At 62.8% G+C, this 24,671-nt stretch carries 17 protein-coding genes; 12 read left to right on the forward strand and 5 right to left on the reverse strand.

All coding sequences use genetic code 11. The features are described from left to right. The first annotated feature begins 135 nt into the window (after positions 1 to 135). From RA302_RS27700 to RA302_RS27720, 5 genes are all read left to right on the forward strand, one after another. On the forward strand, positions 136 to 5,604 hold the full coding sequence (locus RA302_RS27700) for a glutamate synthase-related protein (protein ID WP_030536172.1): 5,469 nt from the start codon (positions 136 to 138) through the stop codon (positions 5,602 to 5,604). A 31-nt stretch (positions 5,605 to 5,635) separates the two neighbouring features. Continuing rightward, positions 5,636 to 7,408 (forward strand): sulfite reductase subunit alpha, encoded by a 1,773-nt coding sequence (locus RA302_RS27705; RefSeq protein WP_030536173.1) that lies wholly within the window; start codon positions 5,636 to 5,638, stop codon positions 7,406 to 7,408. Between the two features lie 46 nt (positions 7,409 to 7,454). Further along, entirely contained in the window at positions 7,455 to 8,348 is an 894-nt protein-coding gene (locus RA302_RS27710; protein WP_030536174.1) for a hypothetical protein, read from the forward strand. Between the two features lie 129 nt (positions 8,349 to 8,477). Then, a complete protein-coding gene (locus RA302_RS27715; protein WP_030536175.1) occupies positions 8,478 to 10,109 on the forward strand; it encodes an ABC transporter ATP-binding protein in 1,632 nt (543 codons plus the stop codon). Beyond that, a complete protein-coding gene (locus tag RA302_RS27720) occupies positions 10,109 to 11,656 on the forward strand; it encodes an ABC transporter ATP-binding protein (protein ID WP_030536176.1) in 1,548 nt (515 codons plus the stop codon). The genes RA302_RS27715 and RA302_RS27720 overlap by 1 nt, the downstream gene beginning before the upstream one ends. An 11-nt stretch (positions 11,657 to 11,667) precedes the next feature. Here RA302_RS27720 and RA302_RS27725 read toward each other — a convergent pair whose 3' ends face one another. Together RA302_RS27725 and RA302_RS27730 are read right to left on the reverse strand one after the other, a co-directional pair. Further along, positions 11,668 to 12,255, reverse strand: coding sequence for a sugar O-acetyltransferase (locus RA302_RS27725; RefSeq protein ID WP_037126297.1), 588 nt, complete (start codon positions 12,253 to 12,255; stop codon positions 11,668 to 11,670). A 102-nt stretch (positions 12,256 to 12,357) separates the two neighbouring features. Next, positions 12,358 to 13,515, reverse strand: a complete 1,158-nt coding sequence (locus RA302_RS27730) for an acetyl-CoA C-acetyltransferase (protein WP_030536178.1) — start codon at positions 13,513 to 13,515, stop codon at positions 12,358 to 12,360. 654 nt (positions 13,516 to 14,169) lie between these two features. On the opposite strand from RA302_RS27730, the gene RA302_RS27735 reads away from it, so the two are divergent. Then, positions 14,170 to 14,550 (forward strand): hypothetical protein, encoded by a 381-nt coding sequence (locus RA302_RS27735; protein ID WP_003943006.1) that lies wholly within the window; start codon positions 14,170 to 14,172, stop codon positions 14,548 to 14,550. Between the two features lie 96 nt (positions 14,551 to 14,646). Here RA302_RS27735 and RA302_RS27740 read toward each other — a convergent pair whose 3' ends face one another. Beyond that, positions 14,647 to 15,732: an ABC transporter substrate-binding protein gene (locus RA302_RS27740; protein ID WP_030536179.1), complete on the reverse strand. Its 1,086-nt coding sequence runs from the start codon at positions 15,730 to 15,732 to the stop codon at positions 14,647 to 14,649. 54 nt (positions 15,733 to 15,786) lie between these two features. Further along, on the reverse strand, positions 15,787 to 16,617 hold the full coding sequence (locus RA302_RS27745) for a siderophore-interacting protein (protein ID WP_030536180.1): 831 nt from the start codon (positions 16,615 to 16,617) through the stop codon (positions 15,787 to 15,789). A gap of 172 nt (positions 16,618 to 16,789) precedes the next feature. On the opposite strand from RA302_RS27745, the gene RA302_RS27750 reads away from it, so the two are divergent. From RA302_RS27750 to RA302_RS27760, 3 genes are all read left to right on the forward strand, one after another. Next, positions 16,790 to 18,373 carry a helix-turn-helix domain-containing protein gene (locus RA302_RS27750; RefSeq protein ID WP_030536181.1) on the forward strand — a complete coding sequence of 528 codons (1,584 nt, stop codon included), beginning with the start codon at positions 16,790 to 16,792 and terminating at the stop codon, positions 18,371 to 18,373. A gap of 175 nt (positions 18,374 to 18,548) precedes the next feature. After that, a complete protein-coding gene (locus RA302_RS27755; RefSeq protein WP_037126300.1) occupies positions 18,549 to 19,646 on the forward strand; it encodes an agmatine deiminase family protein in 1,098 nt (365 codons plus the stop codon). A 36-nt stretch (positions 19,647 to 19,682) separates the two neighbouring features. Continuing rightward, positions 19,683 to 20,255: a TetR/AcrR family transcriptional regulator gene (locus RA302_RS27760; protein WP_007730294.1), complete on the forward strand. Its 573-nt coding sequence runs from the start codon at positions 19,683 to 19,685 to the stop codon at positions 20,253 to 20,255. A gap of 3 nt (positions 20,256 to 20,258) precedes the next feature. Here the strand turns inward: RA302_RS27760 and RA302_RS27765 are convergent, their stop codons facing one another. Next, positions 20,259 to 20,915 carry a TetR/AcrR family transcriptional regulator gene (locus tag RA302_RS27765; protein WP_030536183.1) on the reverse strand — a complete coding sequence of 219 codons (657 nt, stop codon included), beginning with the start codon at positions 20,913 to 20,915 and terminating at the stop codon, positions 20,259 to 20,261. Between the two features lie 167 nt (positions 20,916 to 21,082). Between RA302_RS27765 and RA302_RS27770 the strand changes: the two genes are divergently transcribed. Genes RA302_RS27770 through RA302_RS27780 form a run of 3 tightly spaced genes read left to right on the forward strand, consistent with a single transcriptional unit; the run spans position 21,083 to position 24,659 of the window. Then, positions 21,083 to 22,471 carry an NAD(P)-binding domain-containing protein gene (locus tag RA302_RS27770; RefSeq protein WP_176742032.1) on the forward strand — a complete coding sequence of 463 codons (1,389 nt, stop codon included), beginning with the start codon at positions 21,083 to 21,085 and terminating at the stop codon, positions 22,469 to 22,471. Then, positions 22,468 to 23,622, forward strand: a complete 1,155-nt coding sequence (locus RA302_RS27775) for an EstA family serine hydrolase (RefSeq protein ID WP_030536185.1) — start codon at positions 22,468 to 22,470, stop codon at positions 23,620 to 23,622. The genes RA302_RS27770 and RA302_RS27775 overlap by 4 nt, the downstream gene beginning before the upstream one ends. After that, complete coding sequence (locus RA302_RS27780) at positions 23,619 to 24,659, forward strand: NAD(P)-dependent alcohol dehydrogenase (RefSeq protein WP_030536186.1); 1,041 nt, start codon at positions 23,619 to 23,621, stop codon at positions 24,657 to 24,659. Before RA302_RS27775 ends, RA302_RS27780 begins: the two co-directional genes overlap by 4 nt. The last annotated feature ends 12 nt before the right edge of the window (positions 24,660 to 24,671 follow it).

A 24,671-nucleotide genomic window follows, 5' to 3' on the forward strand; every position in this document is an offset into this window, starting at 1 on the left:
TCTACTCAGTAGTCTGATCCCATTCGGGTGCCGCTTCATCGAAGCAGCGACGCCCTGCCCTGACGGAATACATGCCGTCGTATCTGCCCGGTCGAACAATCTCCGGGCAACCAGGACAGGGAGAAGGTTGCTGCAGTGAGCACGTCCATCGTCGGTTTGTACGACCCCGCAGATGACAAGAGCAGTTGCGGGGTCGGGTTCATCACGCGCAAGGACGGCGTGCAGACCCACGATGTCCTGATCAAGGGCCGCGAAGCGCTCTGCTCGGTTCCGCACCGCGGCGGTATGTCCTCCGAGGGCGTCGGCGACGGCGGCGGCGTCTCGGTGAACCTCTCCCTCCGGTTCTTCCGCAAGGTAACCGGGCGCTCCGACCTTCGCGCCGGACGCTTCTGCGTCGGCAACTTCTTCCTTCCGGACGACGACGCCCAGCACGCTCGCGCTGCCGCCCTGGTCGAACGTGAACTTCTCGATCGCGGTTTCAGCACTCTCGCAGTGCGCGACGTCCCGGTCGACAACTCGGCGATTCGGCCGGCAGCCATCGCGCATCAGCTTCCGATCCGGCAGTGGATTTTCGAGGTCCCCACTCCGCGTCCCGAGCCTGCGGTAGTCGATCGCCTCGTACACGAAGCTCTGCTCGCCATCGAAGTCATCGCGTACAACACCCCTGCACTACGCGGGTTGTACCCACTCTCGCTCAGCGCGCGAACTCAGGTTCTCAAGGGTCGCTTGAACTCCGACGAAGTGATCCCGTACTTCCGCGACCTGGTCGACCCCGATCACGCCGTGCACACGATGTACTTCCATACGCGGTTCTCGACCAACACGGACCCGCATCCCACGATGGCGCAGCCGTTCCGGTTCATGGCTCACAACGGAGAACTGAACACGGACAAGAAGAATCGGCTCTCCGAAGCTGCTGTCGCCAGTGCAAAACGACGTGCGATCGTCCGTCCGCCCGGCCAGTCCGACAGTTGCCGACTCGATCAGACCCTGGAAGCACGCGTCATCGAGGACAGTGTCGACCTGGTGACGGCTGTGGTCTCGATGATGCCGCCGGCCTGGGAAAACGACACCACTCTCTCCCCCGCAGTGCGTGCGATGTTCGAGTACTTCTCGCTGTACGAGGAGAAGAACGACGGACCGGCAGCGCTGGTGTTCGGCGACGGCACCATCATCGGTGCGCGCCTGGATCGCCTCGGTCTGCGTCCACTACGCACGATCGAGACACACGACTACGTGTGCGCATTCTCCGAAGCCGGACAGATCGCGTTCGCACCCGAGACGGTGATTCACCGTGGCCGCGTCGAGGCCGGCGGAATGTTGTACTTCGATCATCGCGATCGCCATACCTACGCTGCCCGCGAAGCTCTGGAAAAGATTGCCGCTCAGCGCGACTACCAGTCGTTGCTGGAGCAATCGCGAATCCTGATCGAAGACATTCCCGCCGTGCCAGCGGAGAAAGTCAGCTCCCCGACCCGTTACAATGGCACCTTCGAGATACATCAGCGCTACATGGCGTACTCCCTGGATCAGGAAAGTTTCAAATTCCTGATGGATCCGATGCTCACGCACGGAGCCGAAAAGGTCTCCGCCATGGGTTACGGCAACGCCATCAACGCATTCAGCGACCGCGAAGGCGGTGTGGCACGTTACTTTTCACAGCGATTCGCCCAGGTCACCAACCCTCCGCTCGACAGCATCCGTGAAGCGGACGGTATGACCCTCCGGGTCGCATTGGGTGCGAAGATGTCCCCCGGACAGGGCAAGCAGATCGTCATCGCCTCGCCGATCCTCGGGCACCTGGACATGCTCAAGATCCGCGAACAGAACCACACTCCGCACCGCCGCTTCGAAATGCTCTACCCCGCCGAGGGTGACGCGCAGGCAATGGTCGACGCGATGACCGCGCTCGGCGACGCTGTTGTAGCCTTCGCGGCCGAACAGGGCGGAATCGCAGTCCTGACCGACCGCCACGTATCTCACGAGCGCGCAACACTTCCCGCGATCATGGTCGTCGGAGCATTGAACCAACGCCTCATCGACGCGGGCCTGCGATTGCGCGTCTCTCTCATCGTGGAGAGCGGCCAGATCGAGTCCTCACACCACGTTGCGGCCGCACTCGGTTTCGGCGCTTCCGCCGTCTACCCGCTGTCCGTTCAGTTGCGAGCCGAGGAGAAGTTCGCCGCTGACCCGGATGCCGCGTTCCGACGCTTCGCGAAGGCCGCCGAGAAGTCCCTGATGAAGACGATGGGACGCGTCGGTCTGTGCACCGTCGAGAGCTACATCGGCGGAGAATTTTTCGAACCCAACTTCCTCGATACGTCCGACCCTGTTCTGCGCCAGTGGTTCCCCAACATGAAGTCACCGGTGGGTGGCGTCGGTTTCGACACCGTCGCGGTGACCTCGAAGCAGTGGCACGAGCGTGCGAGCGCAGTCGGGGGCGAGAAGGATCTGCCACTGCTCGGCCTGTTCAAGGAGCGTGCAGACGGCGCAGGGCATTCGTTCGGTACCACCGCGGTCCGTAAGTACGTCGAACTCACCGAAGAGAAGATCGCGTTCGACAGTCCCTCCGGAACAGAACAATTCGAGGCTCTACGTCTACTGCCGCTCGGACGGCTCGACGATGCCTTCCGCCTCGACGCCGGGGCATACCGGGCGACGAGCTTCGACCGGTTGGCCACCGAGCAGATCGACGACTTCGACATCACCGCCGGGTACCGGGACTTTTCCACTGTGATGGCTGCGGAACGATCGAGTCGTCCCGCCGCGTTGCGCGATGTCATCTCCGTGCCCGGTGATGTCACATTTGCGGTGACGACAGCCGAGTTCACCGACCAGATCTGCCGATTCTCGGTGCGCGGCAATAAGACGATCGTGATGCGTGGAATCCGGTGTGAATCTGCCGCGGACGGCCGGTACACACTTAGCCTGGACGGTCCACTGGCCGACGACACCGCTCGGGTGGTAGCACTCGGCGATGCTCTTTCCGTCGCCTTTGCCGACGACGTCACCATCGAGGCCACCGACCCGGATCTGGTGCTGAATGCAACCGGTATTGCGGCAGAGTTCCTTTCCAAGCTGAGGGTCGCACCGGCAGGTGTACCTCTCTCCGAGGTACAGAGTGCAAGCGACATCACCCCGAAGTTAGCGTCGGGTGCCATGAGCCATGGCGCACTGAACGCTCCGGCGCACGAAGCCGTCGCGCACGGCACGAACATGGTCGGTGCGATGTCCAACAGCGGCGAAGGCGGCGAACACCTTTCGCGCTACAACACGATTCGTGCATCGCGCATCAAGCAGTTTGCATCCGGACGCTTCGGAATCTGGGCGGGCTACCTCGCCGATCCGATGCTCGAAGAGATCGAGATCAAACTCGGCCAAGGCGCAAAACCCGGTGAGGGCGGGCAGCTTCCGGCCGCCAAGGTCACCGTCGACATCGCTGCCGCCCGCGGCGGAACGCCCGGCGTCGAACTGGTTTCGCCGCCGCCTCACCACGACACGTACTCCATCGAGGACCTCGCTCAGCTCATCCACGACTGCAAGGCAGCTCGCATTCGGGTGATCGTGAAGTTGGTGTCCTCGGAAGGAATCGGCACCATCGCCGTCGGTGTCGCCAAGGCCGGCGCCGACGTCATCAACGTCGCCGGAAATACCGGTGGCACCGGCGCCGCTTCGGTGACCAGCCTCAAGTACGCGGGCCGTGCGGCCGAGGTCGGTATCGCCGAGGTCCATCAAGCTCTGTGTGCCAACGGCCTTCGCCAGAAAGTCGTTCTGCGATGCTCGGGCGCGCATCAGACCGGCAGCGACATCATCACTTCCGCCCTACTCGGCGCAGACAGCTTCGAGTTCGGTACGTCGGCGCTGATGATGATGGGCTGCGTCATGGCCAAGAACTGCAACATCAAGTGCCCCGCCGGTCTGACCACCAACCCGGAACTGTTCGACGGCGATCCCCGCGCGATGGCGCAGTACCTTCTCAACATCGCTCACGAAACTCGGGAACTGCTCGCGAATCTGGGAATGCGGTCCCTTCAGGAAGCGCGGGGTCGAACGGATCTCCTGCATCTGCTCGATCACCCGTCTATTGTCGGCAATCTGAAACTGGACGCGATGTTCGAGACCGCTCCGAACATCACCATCGACAATCCTGTGTACCTCGAACGTGAGTACGCGCTCGACGAGAAGATCATGGACGAGGTTCGCACGGTGTTCTTCAACCGTGGCGAGGCCTCGGTCGCCGTGTCCGGACCTGAATTCGCCGAAGGTGCACTGCACCTGGGTAACCGGAACAAGAGCGTCGGTGGTCAGTTGGCGATCGACCTCGAACGTGAACTCAACTACGGAGCGGCCGGGCTTCTCGCTCCGGGAGTACTGACCGACGAGCGCGGGCGACGGTATCTGGCGCCGGGCAGCGTGCGCGTCCTGACGACCGGATCTGCGGGCCTGTCGTTCGGCGCATTCTGCAACGACGGCATGCACCTGGAACACACCGGGACATGTAACGACGGCGTAGGAAAGAGCATGAGCGGCGGCGTGATTGCCGTGCGCAGCCCAGGCGGCGGCTCCAGTGACGCCGGTGGAAACGTGTTGATCGGCAACTTCGCACTCTTCGGCGCCACCGGTGGACGAGTGTTCGTCGAAGGTGAAGCAGGCGATCGCTTCGCAGTTCGTAACTCCGGCGCCAGTGCTGTCGTAGAAGGTGTCGGAGACTTCGCCGGCGAGTACATGACCAACGGTGCTGTCGTGAATCTCGGCGAGTTCGGCAAGGGTGTCGGCAACGGCATGAGCGGCGGGTTCTTCTACCAGTACGACCCTCGCGGCGAACTGGCACTGCGAGCAAGTACCGATTCCGTACTGCTGGGTTCGATCACCGCTGCGACCGATCCTCTGGCCGCCGTCCACAACCACGCGGTACAACTCCTGCTCGAACTGCATGTGGAAGCAACGGGATCCGCGCTCGGAACCCGACTACTCGAGAACTGGGAAGTCGAACAGCACTCGTTCGTCTACGCCATGCCCAAGGCATTGATGCTTTACCAGGACAGCGATGCAATCCTGGCTGCGAAGTCGCACAAAGAGCTTCTCGAAGAATTGGCGTCCGCCATCGCAGCACGTCAGGTTCGCACGTTCAAACTCGCAGTGCGCGATGGGCGCCCCGCACTGAACGGAGCAGTCCCCGCCTATGGCGAGACCGATACCGCGACGATGTATGCGCTGCTCAGTGCGTACACCGTGCTTCACTTCGCACAACAACTCGCCGCCGCCCGCACGCCGGGTGCGTCCGGACCCGACGATCCAGCAGTGCAGAAGGCGGCCCGAAACCTGGTGCTGACCGAGGACTTCGCCCTCGTCCAGCACTTGGTCAAGTACTCGAAAGAGATTCTCGCCGGCTACGACGACGAACAGTTGGCTGCGTTGATTGCAGCCAAGCGCGTCGACGACTACAAACAGGCGCTGAGCCTGCGCAACGTGTTGGCCATGGACAGCCCGGCGACGTACGGGTGGATTCTGTTTCAAGACAACAAGAATCGGGACAAGCTCGGATCACTGCCGAACTTCGACGAACTGTTCGCTTCGCGCACGATCCCCGACCTGGTGTCCTGACCTCCTCCCCCGAACGTAGGTGAGCTTCAAAATGGAAATCCCGTACATCCCCGAATACGCACCGTTCAACGGCGACCAACGCGCGTGGCTTTCCGGATTCCTGGCCGGTCTACACTCACGAACTGTCATGCCCGGTCAAACCGGTTCTGCAACAGCGACAGTGGAGAGAACTGCCGGCGCAGCAGTGCACATCCTCTACGGAAGCCAGACCGGCAACGCGGAGTCCGTGGCCGAAGACGCGGCCGCAGCTGCTCGTGCCCACGGTCTCGAACCACTTGTCGCGAGTCTGGACACCGTGGATATCAATGCACTTTCCGCCATGCGCCGGGTGCTCGTCATCACCTCCACCTACGGCGAGGGCGAGATGCCCGACAACGCGCAGCTGTTCTGGGATGCAGTCGAATCCGAGAGTGCGCCCCGGCTGGAGGGTCTCTACTTCGGAGTACTCGCACTCGGTGACACCAGCTACGACGGGTACTGCCAGTCGGGAAAGAACATCGACGCCCGCTTCGAAGCGCTCGGCGGGACCCGGGTTGTCGACCGCACCGATTGCGACGTCGACTACGAGGATCCGGCGGCCGAGTGGATCGTTCGGGCCGTCGCTGCGGTGGCCGGTGTCGACGGTGATGCGGGGGCCGCTGCCTCGCCGGTTGCGCCCGCTCAGACGAAGACCAAGTCCCAGTGGACTCGCAAGAACCCCTATCCTGCAACCGTCCTCGCCAACCGGCTGTTGTCCGGCGAGGACTCAGCCAAGGAAGTCCGCCACTTCACCTTTGCGCTCGGCGAGGACGGTCTGGACTACGAGGCCGGAGATGGATTGGGCATCCGCCCGATCAACGACCCCGCCCTCGTCGAGGCGATCATCCATCAGCTCGGTGTCAGCGGCGATTACGTGGTTACCGCGAAAGACGGCTCGTCCGCACCGTTGGACCAGGTGTTGACCAGCGACTACGAGATCTCGATTCCCTCGCGCGATTTGATCGAAGACATCGCCCGACGCAGCGGCGACGCCGAACTGCAGCACATTCTCGACACGGAAGATCGGGAAGCGCTCGATGCGTGGCTGTGGGGCAAGGACGTTCTCGATCTCCTGCAGTTGGACAACAGCATTCGATTGAATCCCGAAGATCTGCTTGCACTTCTGCGCCCGCTGCAACATCGGGTCTATTCGATCTCCTCCAGCCCGCTGGCCCACGACGGCACCGTGCATCTGACGGTAGCGAGTGTGCGCTACCGCTCGGGCGAGCGGGACCGCGGCGGCGTCTGCTCGACGTACCTGGCGGACCGCGTCGGCGAGGGAGATCGGGTCGGAGTTTTTGTCTCCAAGAACAATTCGTTCCGCCTACCTGCCGATGACACTACTCCCGTCGTGATGATCGGACCCGGCACCGGTATCGCACCCTTCCGCGCTTTCCTGCACGAGCGTCGCGCGCGCAACGCGTCGGGGCAGAATTGGCTCTTCTTCGGCGATCAGCATCAGTCGAGCGACTTCATCTACGAGGACGAGTTGAACGGGCTGACCCGTGACGGTGTCCTGACTCGCCTCGATCTGGCCTTCTCGCGCGATCAGTCCGAGAAGATCTACGTCCAGACTCGTATGCGCGAGCAGGGCCGAGACTTGTTCGACTGGCTCGAAAACGGTGCGCACGTGTACGTCTGCGGCGACGCCACTCGGATGGCAAAGGACGTCGACGACGCATTGCACGAGGTCGTCGCCGAGCACGGTGGGTTGGATGCGGACGCCGCCGAGGATTACGTCAACAACCTCAAACGATCGAAGCGGTACCTAAGGGATGTCTACTGAGATGTGCCCGCACCGTGGCGAATGTCGTTGCGCAGCTTTGGCACGCATGTCGGACCTGGACGCACTGCTTGCGCGTCCGGGGTTCCGTGGTGGACTGATCGACACCGCACCTGACGTAGTCGGCAAAATGTTGCCGCTCTTGGACGACACGGTAGCAATCACCGTCGCAGGCCCGGTGGCTGTCAACGACTCGGGCAAGTACTCCGTTCCGACAGTTCCCGGCGATCCGTTGGTCTGCGCGCCCGGGCTCGTCGCTCTACGTTTGAACGTTGCCTCCCTCGGCTCGGTGGTGACCACTGACGCAGAGCAGCACCTACCGCCGACGCTCCGCATGTTCGACATCCACGGATCAAGTTCACACACCACGTATTTGACCCCGGCCTCGGATCGTCTCGCCTTCGAAGCGATGCGAACTGCGCCGAGCACTGCGAGGGAAACAAGCCCTCCCATCCAGACATCGAATACGCCCGCATTCTGGGCCGAAGCCGATCAGCTGACACAGCTCGACTTCATCCTCGCGGACGGCGGCAGCGAACGTCGTAGCGGCCTGGTCGCTCTGGGCGCCCTCGGTTACCGGCGAGTCGATCCTCACCTCATGGCTGCCGGGATGGAGCACCTGTCCTACCACCAACTGCCCGTCACGACCGTCGTCGCCGGGAACGGATGCCTGCAGATCCACCGTGGTGACCTCGACGCCGCAGCCATGTTCGGCGGGACATTGACTCTAGCCTCGGACACCTGCCGGACGATGATCGACCTGAATGGTGTCTCGGAGTGCTGGCTGACCCGCACCCACGGCGTTCACGGCCTGACCAGCTCGATCGAGATGTACGACTTCCGCCGCAAATGCGTGGCAGTCTTCACCCAAACGGGTCCAACCGAACCCGCAGTCATGGGCGTGTGGGAAGACGTCATGAGTTCCATCTCGGCCGCATCCTGACACCGACGGATGCTGGGCAAGTGTAAGAAATCGGCGTACGGCGATAACCACATGGAGCCATCGACCCCTAACCTTAGGTCTCGGTCATTTGTCGTGCCTGCACTCTGACGCTGATTCAAGGAGTTATCCATGCCCCGCCCTCTCGTCGAACCGTCGCTGGTCCCGGCCTTGCGCCCGGCGCTGCCTGCATTGGCTGCCGGGGTCGTCGCGGCCGCAGCGTCGGGGGTCGCGATGCTCGGGGCGCTCTGGTGCGTCGTGCAACTCATCGGTGAACCGTCGATGAGCTGGGCCGGGTGGGCATGTGCGCTATGGCTCGTGGGCGTCGCGCTCGCTGCCACATCGTCGTGGCTCTCGCACCACGCGGAATCGCTTTTCGAGGCAAGGGTTCGCCGCCAACTCGCAGCCCACCTCGTTCGCCTACCGGCAAGCACGCTGTCCCGCTACAGCGGAGACGCGCTGAGGAGGCTCGTTTCGGACGACATCTCGGCGCTGCACCATATGACTGCGCACCTACCGGCCGAGTTCGCCACACTCATCGTGGTCCCCGCGGTCACGATCGCGGCGTTGGTTGCCTCAGCCGGCCCCGTGGCGCTTCTCGCTCTGGCTCCCGGCATCGTGGCAGCTCTGTTCTACCTGGTCGTGATCCCCCGAATGGCCGCTCGGCACAGCGCCGAAAGTGCAGATGTCATGGGCGACATCGTGACTGCCGTGGACGACTATGCCCGCGGCATCCGCGTCTGCCGGATCTACGGCGCGCAGACCGGCGCTGCCGCCGACTATGCAGAATCGACAGCACGGTTCACCCGGGGAATGCAGGAGCGCGTTCGACTCGTGGCTACCCCTGCGGCCGTCGCCGTTGCCCTCATGCAGGCGACAGCGACGTTCGCGATCGCCTATGCCGTCGGATTTCACTGGGATGCAACGACGTTGGCCGCCACCATTCTCTTCAGCCTCGCAATCGTGACACCGGCCCTGCGACTCGGGCACGGCCTCGACTACGTCGCGGCTGGACGCTCTGCTGCGGTCCGGCTCGCCACTGCCCTGAACGAACCCACTCTCCCTGCCGGTGAAGCACTCACCGTTCCGGCGGCGAGTCCCTCCGACCACCTGGAGATCGTCGACCTGACTGTCACGATCACGGACCGCAGAGTCGTCGACGGCGTCACGCATGCATTCCGCCCAGCCGCGATCACTGCGATCACGGGACCGAGTGGAGCGGGCAAGTCGACGCTCCTGAAAGCATTGGCCGGCTTCGAGATCCCGGAACTGGGTACCGTCCGCTACGCAGGTCGTAGCATCACCGCGATCGACGAGAACCTGCGGCCACCGTCCGTTCTGCTCACACCCCAGGGCGCAGACGTGTTACCTGCCACGGTGCGCGAGAACATCGCGCTGGCCGCCCCCGATGCAACGGACGCGGAATACACCGCCGCACTACGCCGGGCACAGATCGACGTCAGCCTCGACGCCCACGCAGCTTCACTCTCCGGCGGAGAACGTCAGCGAGTCGGGATCGCTCGGGTGTTCCTCTCGCCCGCAGCAGTACTGCTGCTCGACGAGCCGACCAGTGCACTCGACGATCGGACAGCGGCAGAACTGCTGAAAGAATTGCGGTACCTCGCGCACGACGAAGGAAAGACGGTCGTGATCGTCACCCACGACCCCGCTCTTGCAGACGATGCCGACGATCGACTCGACCTCGGCGGTCGAAACGTGAACGACGCCGCGTCGCACAATGCAGCCCTGACTGGAGCCGAATAATGAACAGCGCCAATGCAGTCCGACGACGCTTGATCACCATCGGACTCGGTTGGGTGTCCGTCGCTGTCCTCGAAGCGATCGCGTACACCACCCTCGCGCTCTCGATCGCTGATCACCGGTCGCCGGTTCTCGTCCTGGCCACGGCCACCATTGCTCTCTTCGTGACCGTCCTGGTCTCGCGGGGCGGTTACTTCACCGGGGCTCGACTCGTCGGCGATCTCTACGACGCTCTCGGCGATGCCTTCGCCCGTGCGAAACTGTCCTGGTTCACCGACGACAACCGGGCACTGCTCGCCACCGTCGCCGGGCGCGGAATCCCGTCGCTGATGAGTGTTCCCGCGCACCAACTTCAGACCTTCCTGGTTGCACCGCTGATCCCGCTGCTCCTGCTTCCTGGGATCGCGGTCGTCGCGGGGCCAGGTGTCATGCTGCTCGTCGGTGGACTGCTCGCCGTGTCGCTCGTCGCTCAGACGCTGGCCCAACGTGCGCTCAGCCGAGCGGACGAGCGTCGACACGAAGCCGAGCTCGCAGCAACTCAGTCGACGCTCGAGCTCACCGACCACCTCGAATTACTGCGTACGGCAGCCGGTCCCACACGTTCCGTCGAACGAATCGAGCGAAGCTGGCGGAATCAGGAAGCCGCGCTTGCACGGACAAATCTCGCCGCGGCACCAGCGACATTCATCTCGGCGATCGCCACCATTGTGCCGCTGGCAGGTGCAGTGATTTTCCTCGCCGCCACCGGATTCGACGATCCCGCAGCCGCTCTCGCGCTCGTCATCCTCACCGCTCGCGCCGCTGCGCCGCTCGACGAACTCGCTCTGGCCGGAATCGGAGTCAATGAACTGCGTGCAACGGTTCGCGATTATCGGGCCGCGACTTCGGCTCCCGCACTACCCGAGCCCGCGTCCCAGGACGCCGCGCGCCCTGTTGGAACTGGCATCAAGGTCGTAGGAGTGGACCACGCTCCGGTTCTGCGCGGTATCAACGCGGAGATCCCCGCCGGGGAGCGTGTTCTCGTCGCAGGGCGCTCAGGTACGGGGAAGAGCACCCTTCTCGGGCTGCTCATGCGCTTCGACGACCCGGACGAAGGCAGCGTCACTCTGGGCGGAGTTTCATTGCGCGACTTGCCCTACGACGCTCTGGCGGCACATATCGGCTACGTGCCGCAGGACCCACTCGTGTTCTCGGGCACCCTCGGCGAGAACATCGGACTGGGGAGACCGGGCGCTACCGAAACCGAGATCGAGGACGCCGCCAGGCGCGCTGCCCTCGGCGCCGTTCTCGACCGCTCGACGCTCGGCATTCATCAGGACATCGGACACCAGGGTGCCGCTCTCTCCGGTGGCGAACGTCAGCGGGTGGCGATCGCTCGCGCCTTCCTCAAAGACGCTCCCGTCCTGGTTCTCGACGAAGCCACCTCGGCCCTCGACGAGGCCACCGAGCGCCGTATCGCCGGCGCCGTGCGGGAATTGGCGGCCACCGTCTTCGTCGTCACCCACCGCGACCCCGCCATCTGGGAGCCCACCCGCACGATCACCCTCTGACATCGCATGCCCTAGTGCTCGCGTTGCAGTCCCTCAACTTCGGCAGGTGTCCGACGGATAACCCTTGCCGGCGATCCAGCAGCAACGACGTGATCAGGAATGTCATGCAAGACCACACTTCCCGCGCCGATCACGGCGTTGTGACCGATCGAAACTCCTGCACCGACAGTGACTGAGGCGCCGAGCCACGTGTTCTCACCGATGACGATCGGAGCAGCCCGCTCCCATCCCTCGCGGCGCCGTCGATGATCATCGACAGGGTGCAACGCTGTCATCAGCTGGGCTCCAGGCCCGATCCTCACGTCCGCGCCGATCGTGATCAGCGCATCATCCATGAAGAACCCGTTCGCGTTGACGAATGCGTTGGCTCCGAGCCGAATGTTGTGTCCGTAGCTGCATTGGAACCGCGGCACCACCAAAGCTCCGTCACCTACCTCACCAAAAAGGCTGGCGAGAGCCCGTGAGCGGACAGCGTCGTCGTCCGCCGCAGCCCCATTGAACGAGTCGAGTCGACGCCAACACTCCAGCCGCCGCTGCCTCAGCTCGTCATCATCGAGATACCACTCACCACGAGCAAGACGATCCGCCTGTTCTCCCACACTCGGATCGTCGCACACCGCGCCACGGCACCCCTGTTGGGCGCGTTGCACCCGACAAAGCGCTACAACAGAAGGTCTTCCATGCCGCCCAATTTCTCGAGCTCAGCTCAGCCGCTCGATGATGGTGACGTTCGCGGTCCCGCCACCCTCACACATGGTTTGGAGTCCGTACCGTCCATCAATGCGGTCCAACTCGTGCAACATCGTGGCGAACAACTTGGTGCCAGTGGCCCCAAGAGGGTGGCCCAATGCGATTCCACCACCGTTGGGATTGACCCGGGAGGGATCTGCACCCGTCTCGATCAACCAGCTCAGAACTACCGAAGCGAATGCCTCGTTCATTTCTACGGTATCCATCTGGCCGATCGCCATGCCGGATTTCGCCAGTGCATACTTCGTCGCGGGTATCGGCGCCGAGAGCTGCAGCATCGGATCGTCGCCGCGCACGCTCATATGATGAATGCGCGCACGTGGCTTCAATCCATGAACCTCGAGCGCCTTCTCGGAGACAATCAGGGCCGCTGATGCGCCGTCACAGATCTGCGAAGCCACAGCAGCCGTCAGCAACGAGCCATCCCTCAATGCGGGCAGTGCAGCCATCTGCTCCATGGATGTCTCTCGTGGGCATTCGTCAACGACGCATTGGCCCAATGACACTGTCTCACGCTCGAATCGGCCGTCTGTGATGGCAGCACGGGCACGCTGATGCGATTGCAGTGCCCACTCCTCCATGTCTTCACGGCTGATACCCCATTTCTTGGCAATCAGGTCGGCGCCGACGAACTGTGAGATTTCGGCCTCGCCGAATCGTGCTGCCCACCCCCGGGACTTGCTGAAGGGCGTGTCGAATCCGTACTCGTTGCCGGCACGCATCGCCGCCGAGATAGGAATCGAGGACATGTTCTGCACACCGCCGACAAGCACCACATCTTGGGTCCCGCTCATGACCGCTTGCGCTGCGAAGTGGACGGCTTGCTGTGAAGATCCGCATTGTCTGTCGACTGTCGTTCCTGGGATGTCCAACGGTAGGCCTGCTGAAAGCCAGGCAGTGCGGGCAATGTTGCCCGATTGCGGCCCGATAGCGTCGACACAACCGAAGATCACATCGTCGACGGCCATCGGGTCCAGTCGAGTGCGGTCGAGAATCGATGTGATCACGTGGGCCCCCATGTCCGCTGGGTGCTCTCCTGCGAGCGAGCCGTGCCGTTTACCCACCGGAGTGCGGAGCGCATCGACGACATAAGCCTGAGGTGCAACCATACGAACTCCTTCGAAATCGAACTTTGTCGGGCTTTCGATGTCGCACACACTCTAGCGATCAAGCATTTGTTTGGTAGATGAAACGTGATTTCGAGACCCGCAGCCACCACCACAGGATTGGTCTCCGCACTTCTATCCAACGAAATCCACTGCTGTCGCAATCATTCGACAGTTAGAGGCTCGACCCCCAAACGCGGCTTGGCTGCCCACGCCGCAGACTCCTCACGCCAGCGTGAAACCGCGAAAGATGCGAGAACAGCTGCGGGAGTGCATCTTCGAGCGGAACGAGCGCATCATCCATATCCATTGCCTTCCCTGAGAAATCGTTCAGCCCGCCTTGCGAACAACACCAGCTTTGTCGAGCTACACCGCAAGCCGGCTGGCCGATGGCTGGAAAGTTAGTACTTTCGGTGGAGCCCAGCACGATTGGGCTATTCACCGCCCAATACAGGCTTCGTATACCGATACGCGTTGCAGGACAACGATTCTACAAACGGTCACGCACTCAGCGATTCATGAACCGCCGCTGGCTCGAAAACTGGATCCCCTTGCGGTAATTGCGCTCCGGGTAGAGCATGGGCACCACACCGTCTTCGATTACCGGAGGTTACCGTGACGAATCTCGTACGCCGACTATCTGCCTGCGTATCCATAGTGGCCGTATCGGTTCTCGCGCCCGCAGCCGTTGCCTCCGCTGCGGTCACCGTTCCGTTCCAAATCAACCCGGCGCCGTTCGGGAACCCAAACGGCAGCTTCGACGCACCCCCTGTCCACTGTGTGGCGGTAGTCGGCGAACAACCTGGCACGGTGACGATCACCGGCGCCAAAGACGAGCGGTGGGGTTGCATGCTTTCGACGGAAGTGCGCTGGATGAACCTCTCGACAGGAGCCTCCGGCACCGGTCGGCTTTCTGGCGACAACCAAGGAACCCCGGGAGAGGCAACCCTGCAGACTGGAGCCGGGCAAGTTGCCGTCGCCATATTGCCTGCCGCCGGACCTGTCACCCCGGGTTTCGCAACCTTCTTCGTCCCATAGGCAACCCTCAAACCCGGGACACCTGCTGTACGAACGACCCGTCGCCACACAATCGTGTGGCGACGGGTGAGGACTTTCCGTTCTCCAGTTGTACGCCTACAGCTTCGCGCTGATGAGCGGCACGATATGTTCAGCCGCCCACATCGTTCCGATCGGGCCACCGCTCGTGATTGCCCACAGAACGTCGCCACCGTCGGCGGTGCGAGGAGGCAGAGCGACCCAACGACCGGAGGACACCGCTCCCAGCGCTTGGAAGAGCTTCCCGCCGGTCAGCTTGTCGAAATCCTCCTCGCTGCCGGCGGCACTGCGGCCGATCAGCAGGAAGTCCGCATCGATGTTCTCGAGAAGTTCCTCGCCGACAGTGCTTTGGGTGACGAACTCCTGTGCACGCGGGTTCTCGGCAAAACCGAGCTCGCCCAAGAAAGTTGCCGGAGCCGAATCGGGCGCTGAAAGGTACTGCAGCCCATTGCCGGTTCCGTAGAAGATCGCCCAGGTTGCGGTCAGGCCAGTGAGTTCAGGGTTCTCCTGACGCACCTTCGCAAAATACCGATCATGGTCCGCCACGATCTTTTCGGCTGCCTTCGAGAGGTCGAGTGTCTCGCCGAGTACGCGGATCGATTCCTTCCACGGCACGAGCATCCGCGACTTCGTGTCGGGGCTCGTCACCACCGGTGCGATGGAGGACAAACGTTCGTAGTAATCGCCCATCGACAAACCACCCAGGCCGTCGGCCCAGCCGACGGCGACGATGAGGTCAGGTTCGCTCGCGGCGATCGCTTCGACGGGAAGTGTGCCGCCCATCGCGAACTCGAAGGTGTCGAGATCCTCTGCGCCGTAAGGCAGCAAGTACGACTGGGAAGCCGACTCCTTGACCATCGACGAGGAGAGAACGGGTTTGACGCCGAGCGCGAGGAGCATTTCCGTGTCGACGGCATTGGGGACGATTGCGGCAACCCGCTCCGGGCGCTTCTCGAGAATACTTGTACCATATGGCGATTCCAGGGTCAGCGGGTAAGTAGTCGTTCCTTCCGCAGCGGGAAGGGCGTTCCCCTCCGAACCGGGAGTGGACGCCGTTTTCGAGTTTTCGGCCGAGGCCGAGCACCCGGACACAAGGAGCGCTGCGGCGAGCGCGGCCCCGATCAGTCCGATGATCCGTGATCGTCTGGTGCGCAGGACTGTCATTTCTGCCTTTCGGTGTTATCGAGCGCTTCGGTCTTACCGAGCGATGGAGCCGGGTCAGGAATCTGTGCGCACTGTGTCGCTGCGTTTCCAGTAGCCGGTGAAATCGATGTCGGTCTTCGCAGTTCCTCGATCACGAATCAAATGACGCCGAAGCGAGCGAATCGTCGCCTGTTCGCCTGCAAGCCAAGCGAATACGCGTCCGTCAGGCCATTCGACTGCACTGACCGCGTCGAGCAACAAAGAAGTAGTGCCGGGCTCCGCCCCCTCGCGTGGCAACCACGTGACACTCACCCCGGGCAACTCGCGCACCGATTGAATGTGAGCCGAGTCCGCAATTTCGACGAACACATGCCCCCTGGCATCGGCAGGCAATTCCTCGAGCAGACGTGCGATCGCAGGTAGCGCCGTCTCGTCACCGACGACGAGCAGATACTCGCAATCTTCCGGGAGTCCCTGCGATACAGAGGGACCCGCGATGTGCATTCGGTCGCCCGGGCCGGCGTCGCGCGCCCAGGTGGTAGCAACTCCACCGCCGTGAACGACGAAATCAACGTCGAGTTCCCTTGTTCGCGGATCGTAACGGCGCACGGTGTACGCGCGGGCAAGTGGACGGCGTCCCGCTGCGAAAGTCACAGTGCCGTCGACTATCACCGGCAAGACCGGATCGGTTTCGCCAGGATAGGCGAACAACAATCGGAGGTCGTCGTCGAAGCCGGTGCTGACGAAGGCGGGCTCGGCAAAGCCGTCGGGGTTTGTGAAGGTGTCGAGCTGCGCTCCGGTGAGCGTCACTCTCCGCATGCCCGGCGTCACGTCTGTCACCCGACGTACCTCGAGTTCACGCAAGGTGACTGAGTACGCCGTTGTCGGACGGGTGTTTCGGGGCACGGAAAGACTCCTCGGAAGCGCACAGACGGGGGGTTCGACCCACGCTCGATCACGGCGGGAGGGCCATTGAATAAAGCTAGCCTGCCCTAATCGGTTACGGTTATCCGTGCGTGCCGACTTCTTACACTCATCGGTGGCTGCGTGAGAAAGCATCTGAATCGGGAGGGCATACGTGGGACCACGGTTGGTGTTCTCCGCGGGCGAAGTCCCCGAGATCCCCGCGTCCCGACTCTCCTTGATCGCGAATGCACGTGAGCCACTGCTCTTCTGGGTACACACCGGACACGCGGAACTACAGATTGGCGACCGCACCCGCAGCGTGACCGCTGGGGCGGCAACCTGGGTGCCCGCGGGAATCGCCTACAGCATCCGAGTCGACCCGGGAGCGGTCGCGTTTCCCATTCCGATGCCCGCTGCCGACCTGCCGCCCACGTTGAACCGGATTATCGATTTCGAGATCCCGGCAGCCTGGCAGGACTGGCTCGTCCACCAGTTCGCGCACAACTTGGGATTTCTGCGCGGTGGGGCGACTGTGGGGGCCGGACTACTCGAGCTTGTCGCGGGGGCCCATTCCAACGACGCCGACGCTTCGGTGTCGTACGCCCCACCGAATTTGCCACGCTCGGCCGAGACCCTCGAGATCGCTCGCACGCTTCTACGGACGCCAGCCGACGACACGGAGCTTTCCCAGTTCGCCCGGCAACTCAAGATCGGCGTCCGCACCCTGCAGCGCCGATTCACGGAGGAGACGGGGTTGCCTTTCGCGCGTTGGCGCACCTCGGCCCGGATCGCGGCAGCAATCGCATACCTGAACTCCGGCCGCGAAATCGGATGGACGGGTGGGCAGGTCGGATTCGCGACGCCCGCGGGATTCACCCGCGCCTTCCGTGAACACACCGGTGTGACACCCAGTGACTACACACGTGCAAACCAAGGCTCAGCGCCGATCCATGAGAACGAGACCTTGGCACAGAGCGTCGCACTCTTGTCCGAGGAAGGCGCCCACTCAGGCTCGGCGCCGATACCGCCGACGATTCCCGCAAGCGGAACGTGGGCCAGGGTCAACAACTTTCACGTCGTCGTCTGGATCTACCGAGGCTCCGCCCGGGTCACTTTCGGCGACCGAACCTGGAATCTGAGGCGGGGCGACGCGATGTGGCTTCCCGCGGGAGTACGCAACAGCGTCGAGATCGCGGAGGGTTCGCTTCTACTTCCGCTCGGATCCCAGCCTGGCGACTCTCCCGTCACTGCACCGCCGCCACGAGTGCTGCACTTCGCGCGCGAAGCGGAGGCGTATCTGTTGCACACGGTCGTTGCGAATTACACCCTTCTGCGCCCCGAGATCCATGACCCAGCGAGGATCTCGAGGCTGATCCGAAACAGCGCGGCGACGCGGACACCCGGCGGCCGAACCGATCCTGTCGAAACGATCCTTACCGCACTCCGCGCGGACCCCACCGATTCGCGCACGCTGCCGGAGTGGAGCGCTCGACTCGGCGTCGACGAGGGCCTGCTCCACAAACGCTTCGTAGCGGCCACCGGCCAGAGCTTCCCGCGCTGGCGCGGTCAGTTGCGGATGACCCTCGCCCGCGCTTATCTCGAGGAGGGCTTCTCGGCCGGAGAGACCGCCCGTCGACTCGGCTACGCGCACGCGTCCGGATTCACCAAGGTCTTCATCGGTGCCCACGGCATGTCGCCCCGGGACTACCAGCGCCGCGGATGGCGGGGAACGGTCGAAGGACTCATCGACTCGTGACCTTCCGACAGATGAGTCCTTCGATCCGTCGTGTCGCCCGCCGAAACGGTCTCAAACTGGCACTACTTCCTTGACTAAATTTTCAGTCAAGGTTTACGCTCCATGCAAGCAGGACGCGGACCGGGCGCGCACGCACACAGCACAAGGAGTCACCGCAACGCAAAGACGTCGGTTCATTCAGGCAGGCGCCGCTGCGCTCAGTGGCCTCTTTTTGGCAGGTTGCGGCGATTCCGACTCAGCCTCGCGCGGGAGCGATGGCAGCAACGATCTTCGCGAGTGGGTGATGCCGGAAGAGGGGGATCCGCACAAGCGCACCTGGATGGCGTTCGGTGCCAGCGAAGCGATCTGGGGAGCAGCCCTCCTGCCCGAGGTCCAGCGCAACCTCGCGACGATCGCGCAGACCATCGCGCAGTTCGAGCCCGTCTCGATGCTTGTTCGTTCCGAGGAACTGGACTTGGCTCGCTCCCTCGTCGGCCCATCGGTCGAACTGATCGCCGCGCCTCTCGACGACCTCTGGATGCGCGACACCGGCCCTGTATTCGTGAAAGGCAACGGGACCAAAGCGGGTATCGATTTCAACTTCAACGGTTGGGGCGAGAAGCAGGATTTTGATCAGGACGGCCAGGTCGCAGCTTTCGTTGCCGCCCGCGCGGGAGTCGAATCATTGCCTACCGACCTGATCCTCGAAGGCGGCGGCATCGAGGTCGACGGCGAAGGCACAGCCATCATCACCGAAAGCTGTGTACTCAACAACAACCGCAACCCGGGATGGTCGAAGTCGGACGTCGAAGCCGAACTCGGCCCCCTGCTCGGTCTCGACAAGATCATCTGGCTACCGGGAATCGCCGGCAAGGACATCACGGACGGCCACACGGACTTCTACGCCCGTTTCGCACGCCCAGGTGTCGTGGTCGCAGGCCTCGACACAGACCCGGAGTCGTTCGACCACGACGTGACCGCACGTCACCTCGAGATTCTCCAGAACGCGACCGACGCACGGGGACGGAAGCTGGAAGTGGTGGTCCTCGAGGCGCCGGTCGCGATCAGGCCCGACTTCGAATCGGACGATTTCGCAGCCGGATATATCAACTTCTACGTATGCAATGGGGCGGTCATCGCACCCGAGTTCGGTGACCCCGAGGCCGACCAGGCCGCCAGAAGTGAATTGGAGCGCCTCTTCCCCGACCGCCGTGTCGTGCAGATCAACATCGACGCCATCGCCGCGGGTGGTGGCGGCATTCACTGCACCACCCAGCAGGAACCCGCGGACTAGAAACCTGTCCCGACCACCCTCGTAGAATTCGGACTCGTGTCGAACCGCCAAACGCAAATCTTGGAAGCAGCAGTCCGCGTCATTGCCCAACACGGCGTACGCGGGCTGAGGGTGGAGACGCTCGCTGCCGAGGCCGGAGTGTCGACGGCACTCATCTACTACCACTTCCAGAACCGTGCAGGTGTGCTGCGCCGGGCCCTCGATCACATCAACGATCGCGCCGCGCTGTACACCGAAAGCGCCTTCACGGAGACAGACCCTCGTGCGCAGCTCGAGCAGATGCTCCTGCTGGAGTTTCAGAATGCCCCGAAGATTCGAGAGAACAGCATCGCCTGGGGTGAACTCCGAGCAAGCGCAGTCTTCGCCGACGAACTGCGCGAACCGCTACGCACCACGACGCAAGAGTGGGCAGACGACGTCGAATCTTTGATCCGCCAAGCGCAGGACGCCGGACTCGCTGACCCGAAGGCAAGCCCGGCCGACGCCGCCGAGCGACTCACCGCCCTGGTCGAGGGTTTGAGTGAGCGCTGGCTGAGCGGCTCGATCCCCATCGAACGAGCCAGAGAACTGCTCACCGGCGCGATCAGTGTGGAGATCGATCCGAGCTAGCCTCTACCGCTCGCCGACGCCCTTCGATTGCGGAGACAGAGCCGGGAACCAGATGTCGGTCAGAACTTCGGCGGCCTGAATCCGCGTCACATCGATTGTCCCCTGCACGGCCCAGCGTGTGAAGAATCGCTCCAACTGACTCACGAGCAGTTCGACGCGCAACCGTGCCTCGTCGTGCTGTTCCGCCGGCCAACGGCCCAGGTACTTGGGCATGGCATTCGGTAGTTGGGTCATACCGTCTCGCGCTGTCTCGCGGAACTCCGGTTCGAGTGCCACGGCCTCGTCCCAGGCCGGCAGCAGGCGTTTGTTCTCGTCGAACCAGTCGAAGGCACGCTCCAGCCAAGCCGTGAATTCCACGCGAGAGTTCGTGTCGAGAACCCGATCGAGATCGATGTAGAAAGCGAACGCACTCGCCGCCATCCCGGCCGCGCCGATCGTCTTGAGCATCTCCACCTTGCTGGCGAAATGCACGTAGAACGTGGCTCGACTGCATCCGACGACCGAGGCGATGTCATCGACCGTCACGGCCGCGTATCCCCGCTCCTCGAACAGAGTGCGTGCGGCGTCCACGAGTTTGGCCCGCGTCGCGCGTTTCTGCTCGTCGCGAAGTGTTCCCCGCCTGTTCTTCGGGCCGTCCGTAGTCGTGCTCACGTCGCCCACCTTGCTCGCATTTCAACCTCCTGGCAAATCACCGACTCGCCGTCACCAAAAAACATTGCGTCATTCATTGACACAATGTCAGCGAGTGGCGCACTATGACTCAAGTCACTTCTCGGGATTCGATTCTTCTTCTCGCACGCCCGAGACAGAACAGAAAGCGATGGCGTATGAGCCCCTCCCCCTTGCCGAGCGTGTGCATCATCGGCGCCGGGCCTACCGGAATCACGACGGCCAAGCGAATGAAGGAATTCGGAATACCCTTCGACTGCTACGAAGCGTCCGACGAGGTCGGCGGAAACTGGTACTACAAGAATCCCAACGGGATGTCGGCCTGCTACCAGAGCCTGCATATCGACACGTCGAAGTGGCGCTTGGCATTCGAGGACTTCCCGGTCTCCGCTGACCTTCCCGACTTCCCGCACCACTCCGAACTCTTCCAGTACTTCAAGGACTACGTCGAGCACTTCGGACTGCGTGAGTCGATCATCTTCAACACCAGTGTTGTTGCAGCAGAACGTGATACAGACTGGCTGTGGACCATCACGCGCTCGGACGGCGAAGTTCGCACCTACGACGTCCTGATGGTCTGCAACGGACATCATTGGGATCCCAACATCCCGGACTACCCCGGTGAGTTCGACGGGGTCCTCATGCACAGCCACAGCTACAACGACCCGTTCGACCCGGTCGACATGCGCGGCAAAAAGGTAGTCGTGGTCGGAATGGGCAACTCCGGCTTGGATATTGCCTCCGAACTGGGCCAGAGATACCTCGCCGACAAGCTCATCGTGTCGGCTCGCCGTGGAGTCTGGGTACTGCCGAAATATCTCGGCGGTGTACCCGGCGACAAACTGATCACCCCGCCCTGGATGCCGCGTGGTCTACGACTGTTCCTGAGTCGTCGATTCCTCGGCAAGAATCTGGGAACGATGGAAGGCTACGGTCTGCCGAAGCCGGACCACCGCCCCTTCGAGGCCCACCCGTCGGCCAGCGGCGAGTTCCTCGGACGCGCCGGGTCAGGCGACATAACCTTCAAGCCTGCCATCACCAAACTCGACGGAAAGCAGGTTCACTTCGCGGACGGCACCGCCGAGGACGTCGACGTGGTCATCTGCGCCACCGGCTACAACATCAGCTTCCCCTTCTTCAGTGATCCGAATCTGCTGCCGGACAAGGACAACCGATTCCCACTGTTCAAACGAATGATGAAGCCCGGAATCGACAACCTCTTCTTCATGGGACTCGCGCAGCCCATGCCGACGCTCGTCAACTTCGCCGAGCAGCAGAGCAAGCTCGTCGCGGCCTACCTCACCGGTAAATACCAACTGCCGTCCGCGAACGAGATGCAGGAGATCACCAAAGCCGACGAGGCGTACTTCCTCGCCCCCTATTACAAGTCACCACGCCACACGATTCAGCTCGAGTTCGATCCCTACGTCCGCAACATGAACAAGGAAATCGCCAAGGGCACCAAGCGTGCTGCGGCCTCCGGAAACAAGCTACCTGTTGCCGCGCGTGCAGCAGCACACGAACTCGAGAAGGCGGATCGCGCATGAGTCTGGTGAACGGTCACTGCGACAACGAGTTCGACGCCGTCCGCACCGCCTTCGAGGCTCAACTCGAATCCGGTGAAGAACTCGGCGGCTCTGTTGCCATCACCGTCGCCGGAGAATCCGTGGTCGATCTCTGGGGCGGGTACGCCGACGAATCCCGTACCACTCTATGGGGCAGCGACACCATCGTCAACACGTTCTCCATCACCAAGACCATGACGGCCCTGTGTGCGCTCCTGCTGGTCGAACGCGGCCAATTGGACGTGTACCAGAAAGTTGCTCACTACTGGCCCGAATTTGCGGCAAACGGTAAGGAAGACATCGAAGTTCGCCACCTCCTGTCGCATACGTCTGGCGTCTCCGGTTGGGAGCGCCCGATCGAACTGACGGACATCTACGACCTCGAGGCGTCCACCGCTCGCCTCGCTACCCAGAAGCCTTGGTGGACCCCGGGTACGGCGTCGGGCTATCACGCGATCAACTACGGCCATCTCGTCGGTGAGGTCATTCGTCGCATCGACGGGCGAACTCTCGGCAGGTTCTTTGCCGAAGAGCTTTCCGGTCCACTGGGAGCCGACTTCCATATCGGCACGTCCGCAGAGCATTTCGGTCGAATCGCCACCATGGTTCCGCCGCCCGCGTTGGAGTTCGACCTGTCCACGCTCGACCAGGACAGCATCTTCATCAAGACCCTGACCTGCCCACTGCTCGACTACCCCGAGGTCAACACCGCACCCTGGCGGGAAGCCGAGATCGGCGCAGTCAACGGCCACGGCAACGCACGTTCTATCGCTCGGGTCCAATCCCTGATCTCGAACGGTGGTGTGCTCGACGGCCGGAAGCTGCTCTCGCAGAGCACCATCGACCTGATCTTCGAGATCCAAGCCGACGGTATCGATCTCGGGATCATGACACCACTCAAGTTCGGCATCGGCTACGGACTGCCACATCCGGTTACCGCGCCACTGATTCCCGACGGGCGCACCTGCTGGTGGGCAGGTATCGGCGGCTCGATGCTGGTCAACGATCTGGACCGACGGATGACCTTCGCCTACGTCATGAACAAGATGGCACCGGGCCTGATCGGATCCGACCGCAGCAACGCGTACCTGAGCGCCGCATACAACTCCGAGGTCAGCGAGGTCAGCTCATGAAGGCAGCCCAGCTCATGGGGCCCGGGCTCCTGGAAATCAACGACGTGCCGGTCCCGGAGATCGGCCCGTCGGAACTACTGATTCGGGTGGGCGCAGCTGGAATCTGCCACTCCGATCTCCATCTCCTGCACTTTCCGTACAAGATGCGCGAAGAACCGCTGACTATCGGCCACGAAATTGCCGGAACGATCGAAGCCGTCGGGAGTGGCGTCGACGGCCGTTCCGTCGGAGAGCGTGGCGTCGTCTACCTCTGTTGGTCATGTGGACAGTGCCGAGAATGCATGAGCGGCAACGAGAATATGTGCCTCGCCGCTGGACGCACCGCGATGCCGCCCTGCCCCGGGCTTGGTCCCGAAGGCGGGATGGCCGAGTACGTCAAGATCCCGGCTCGCTCATTCGTACCCATCGGAGACCTCGACTTCCTGCAGGCCGCACCTCTCGCCGATGCGGCACTGACGAGCTACCACGCCATTCGCGGTGCCCGCGAACATCTCCAGCCCGGTGCCACCGCCGTCGTGATCGGCGTCGGCGGACTCGGTCACGTTGCAGTACAGATACTTCGCGCAATCAGTGCCGTGCGCATCATCGCCGTCGATGTCGGACAGGATCAACTCGATCTCGCCAAACGTTGCGGCGCCGACATCACGCTCGAATCGGGACCGGACACCGCGCAGCACATCCTCGACCTCACATCGGCCAGAGGCGCAGAAGTCATCTTCGACTTCGTCGGTATCGACGCAACTGCACAGATGTCCGTTCAAGCGGTTGCGCCGAACGGCGCGTATCGCATGGTAGGTCTCGGAGGCGGAAACCCCGGAATCACTGCCGAAGCTGCCGGCGGACCAGGCTGGCCGTGGGGCGCATCGATCCGGAAGTCGTACGGCGGCACCAGAAACGACCTCGTCGATTCCATCGCCCTGGCACAGGCCGGTCTGGTAACGGTAGAAGTAGCCCGCTTCGACCTCGCTGATGCCCGCGACGCACTCGACCGTCTCGAACACGGCAAGGTCACCGGACGCGCAGTGCTCGTACCCTAATCTTCGAAAGGC

This window comes from Rhodococcus sp. DN22 (assembly GCF_036669995.1).
Lineage (GTDB): Bacteria > Actinomycetota > Actinomycetes > Mycobacteriales > Mycobacteriaceae > Rhodococcus_F > Rhodococcus_F erythropolis.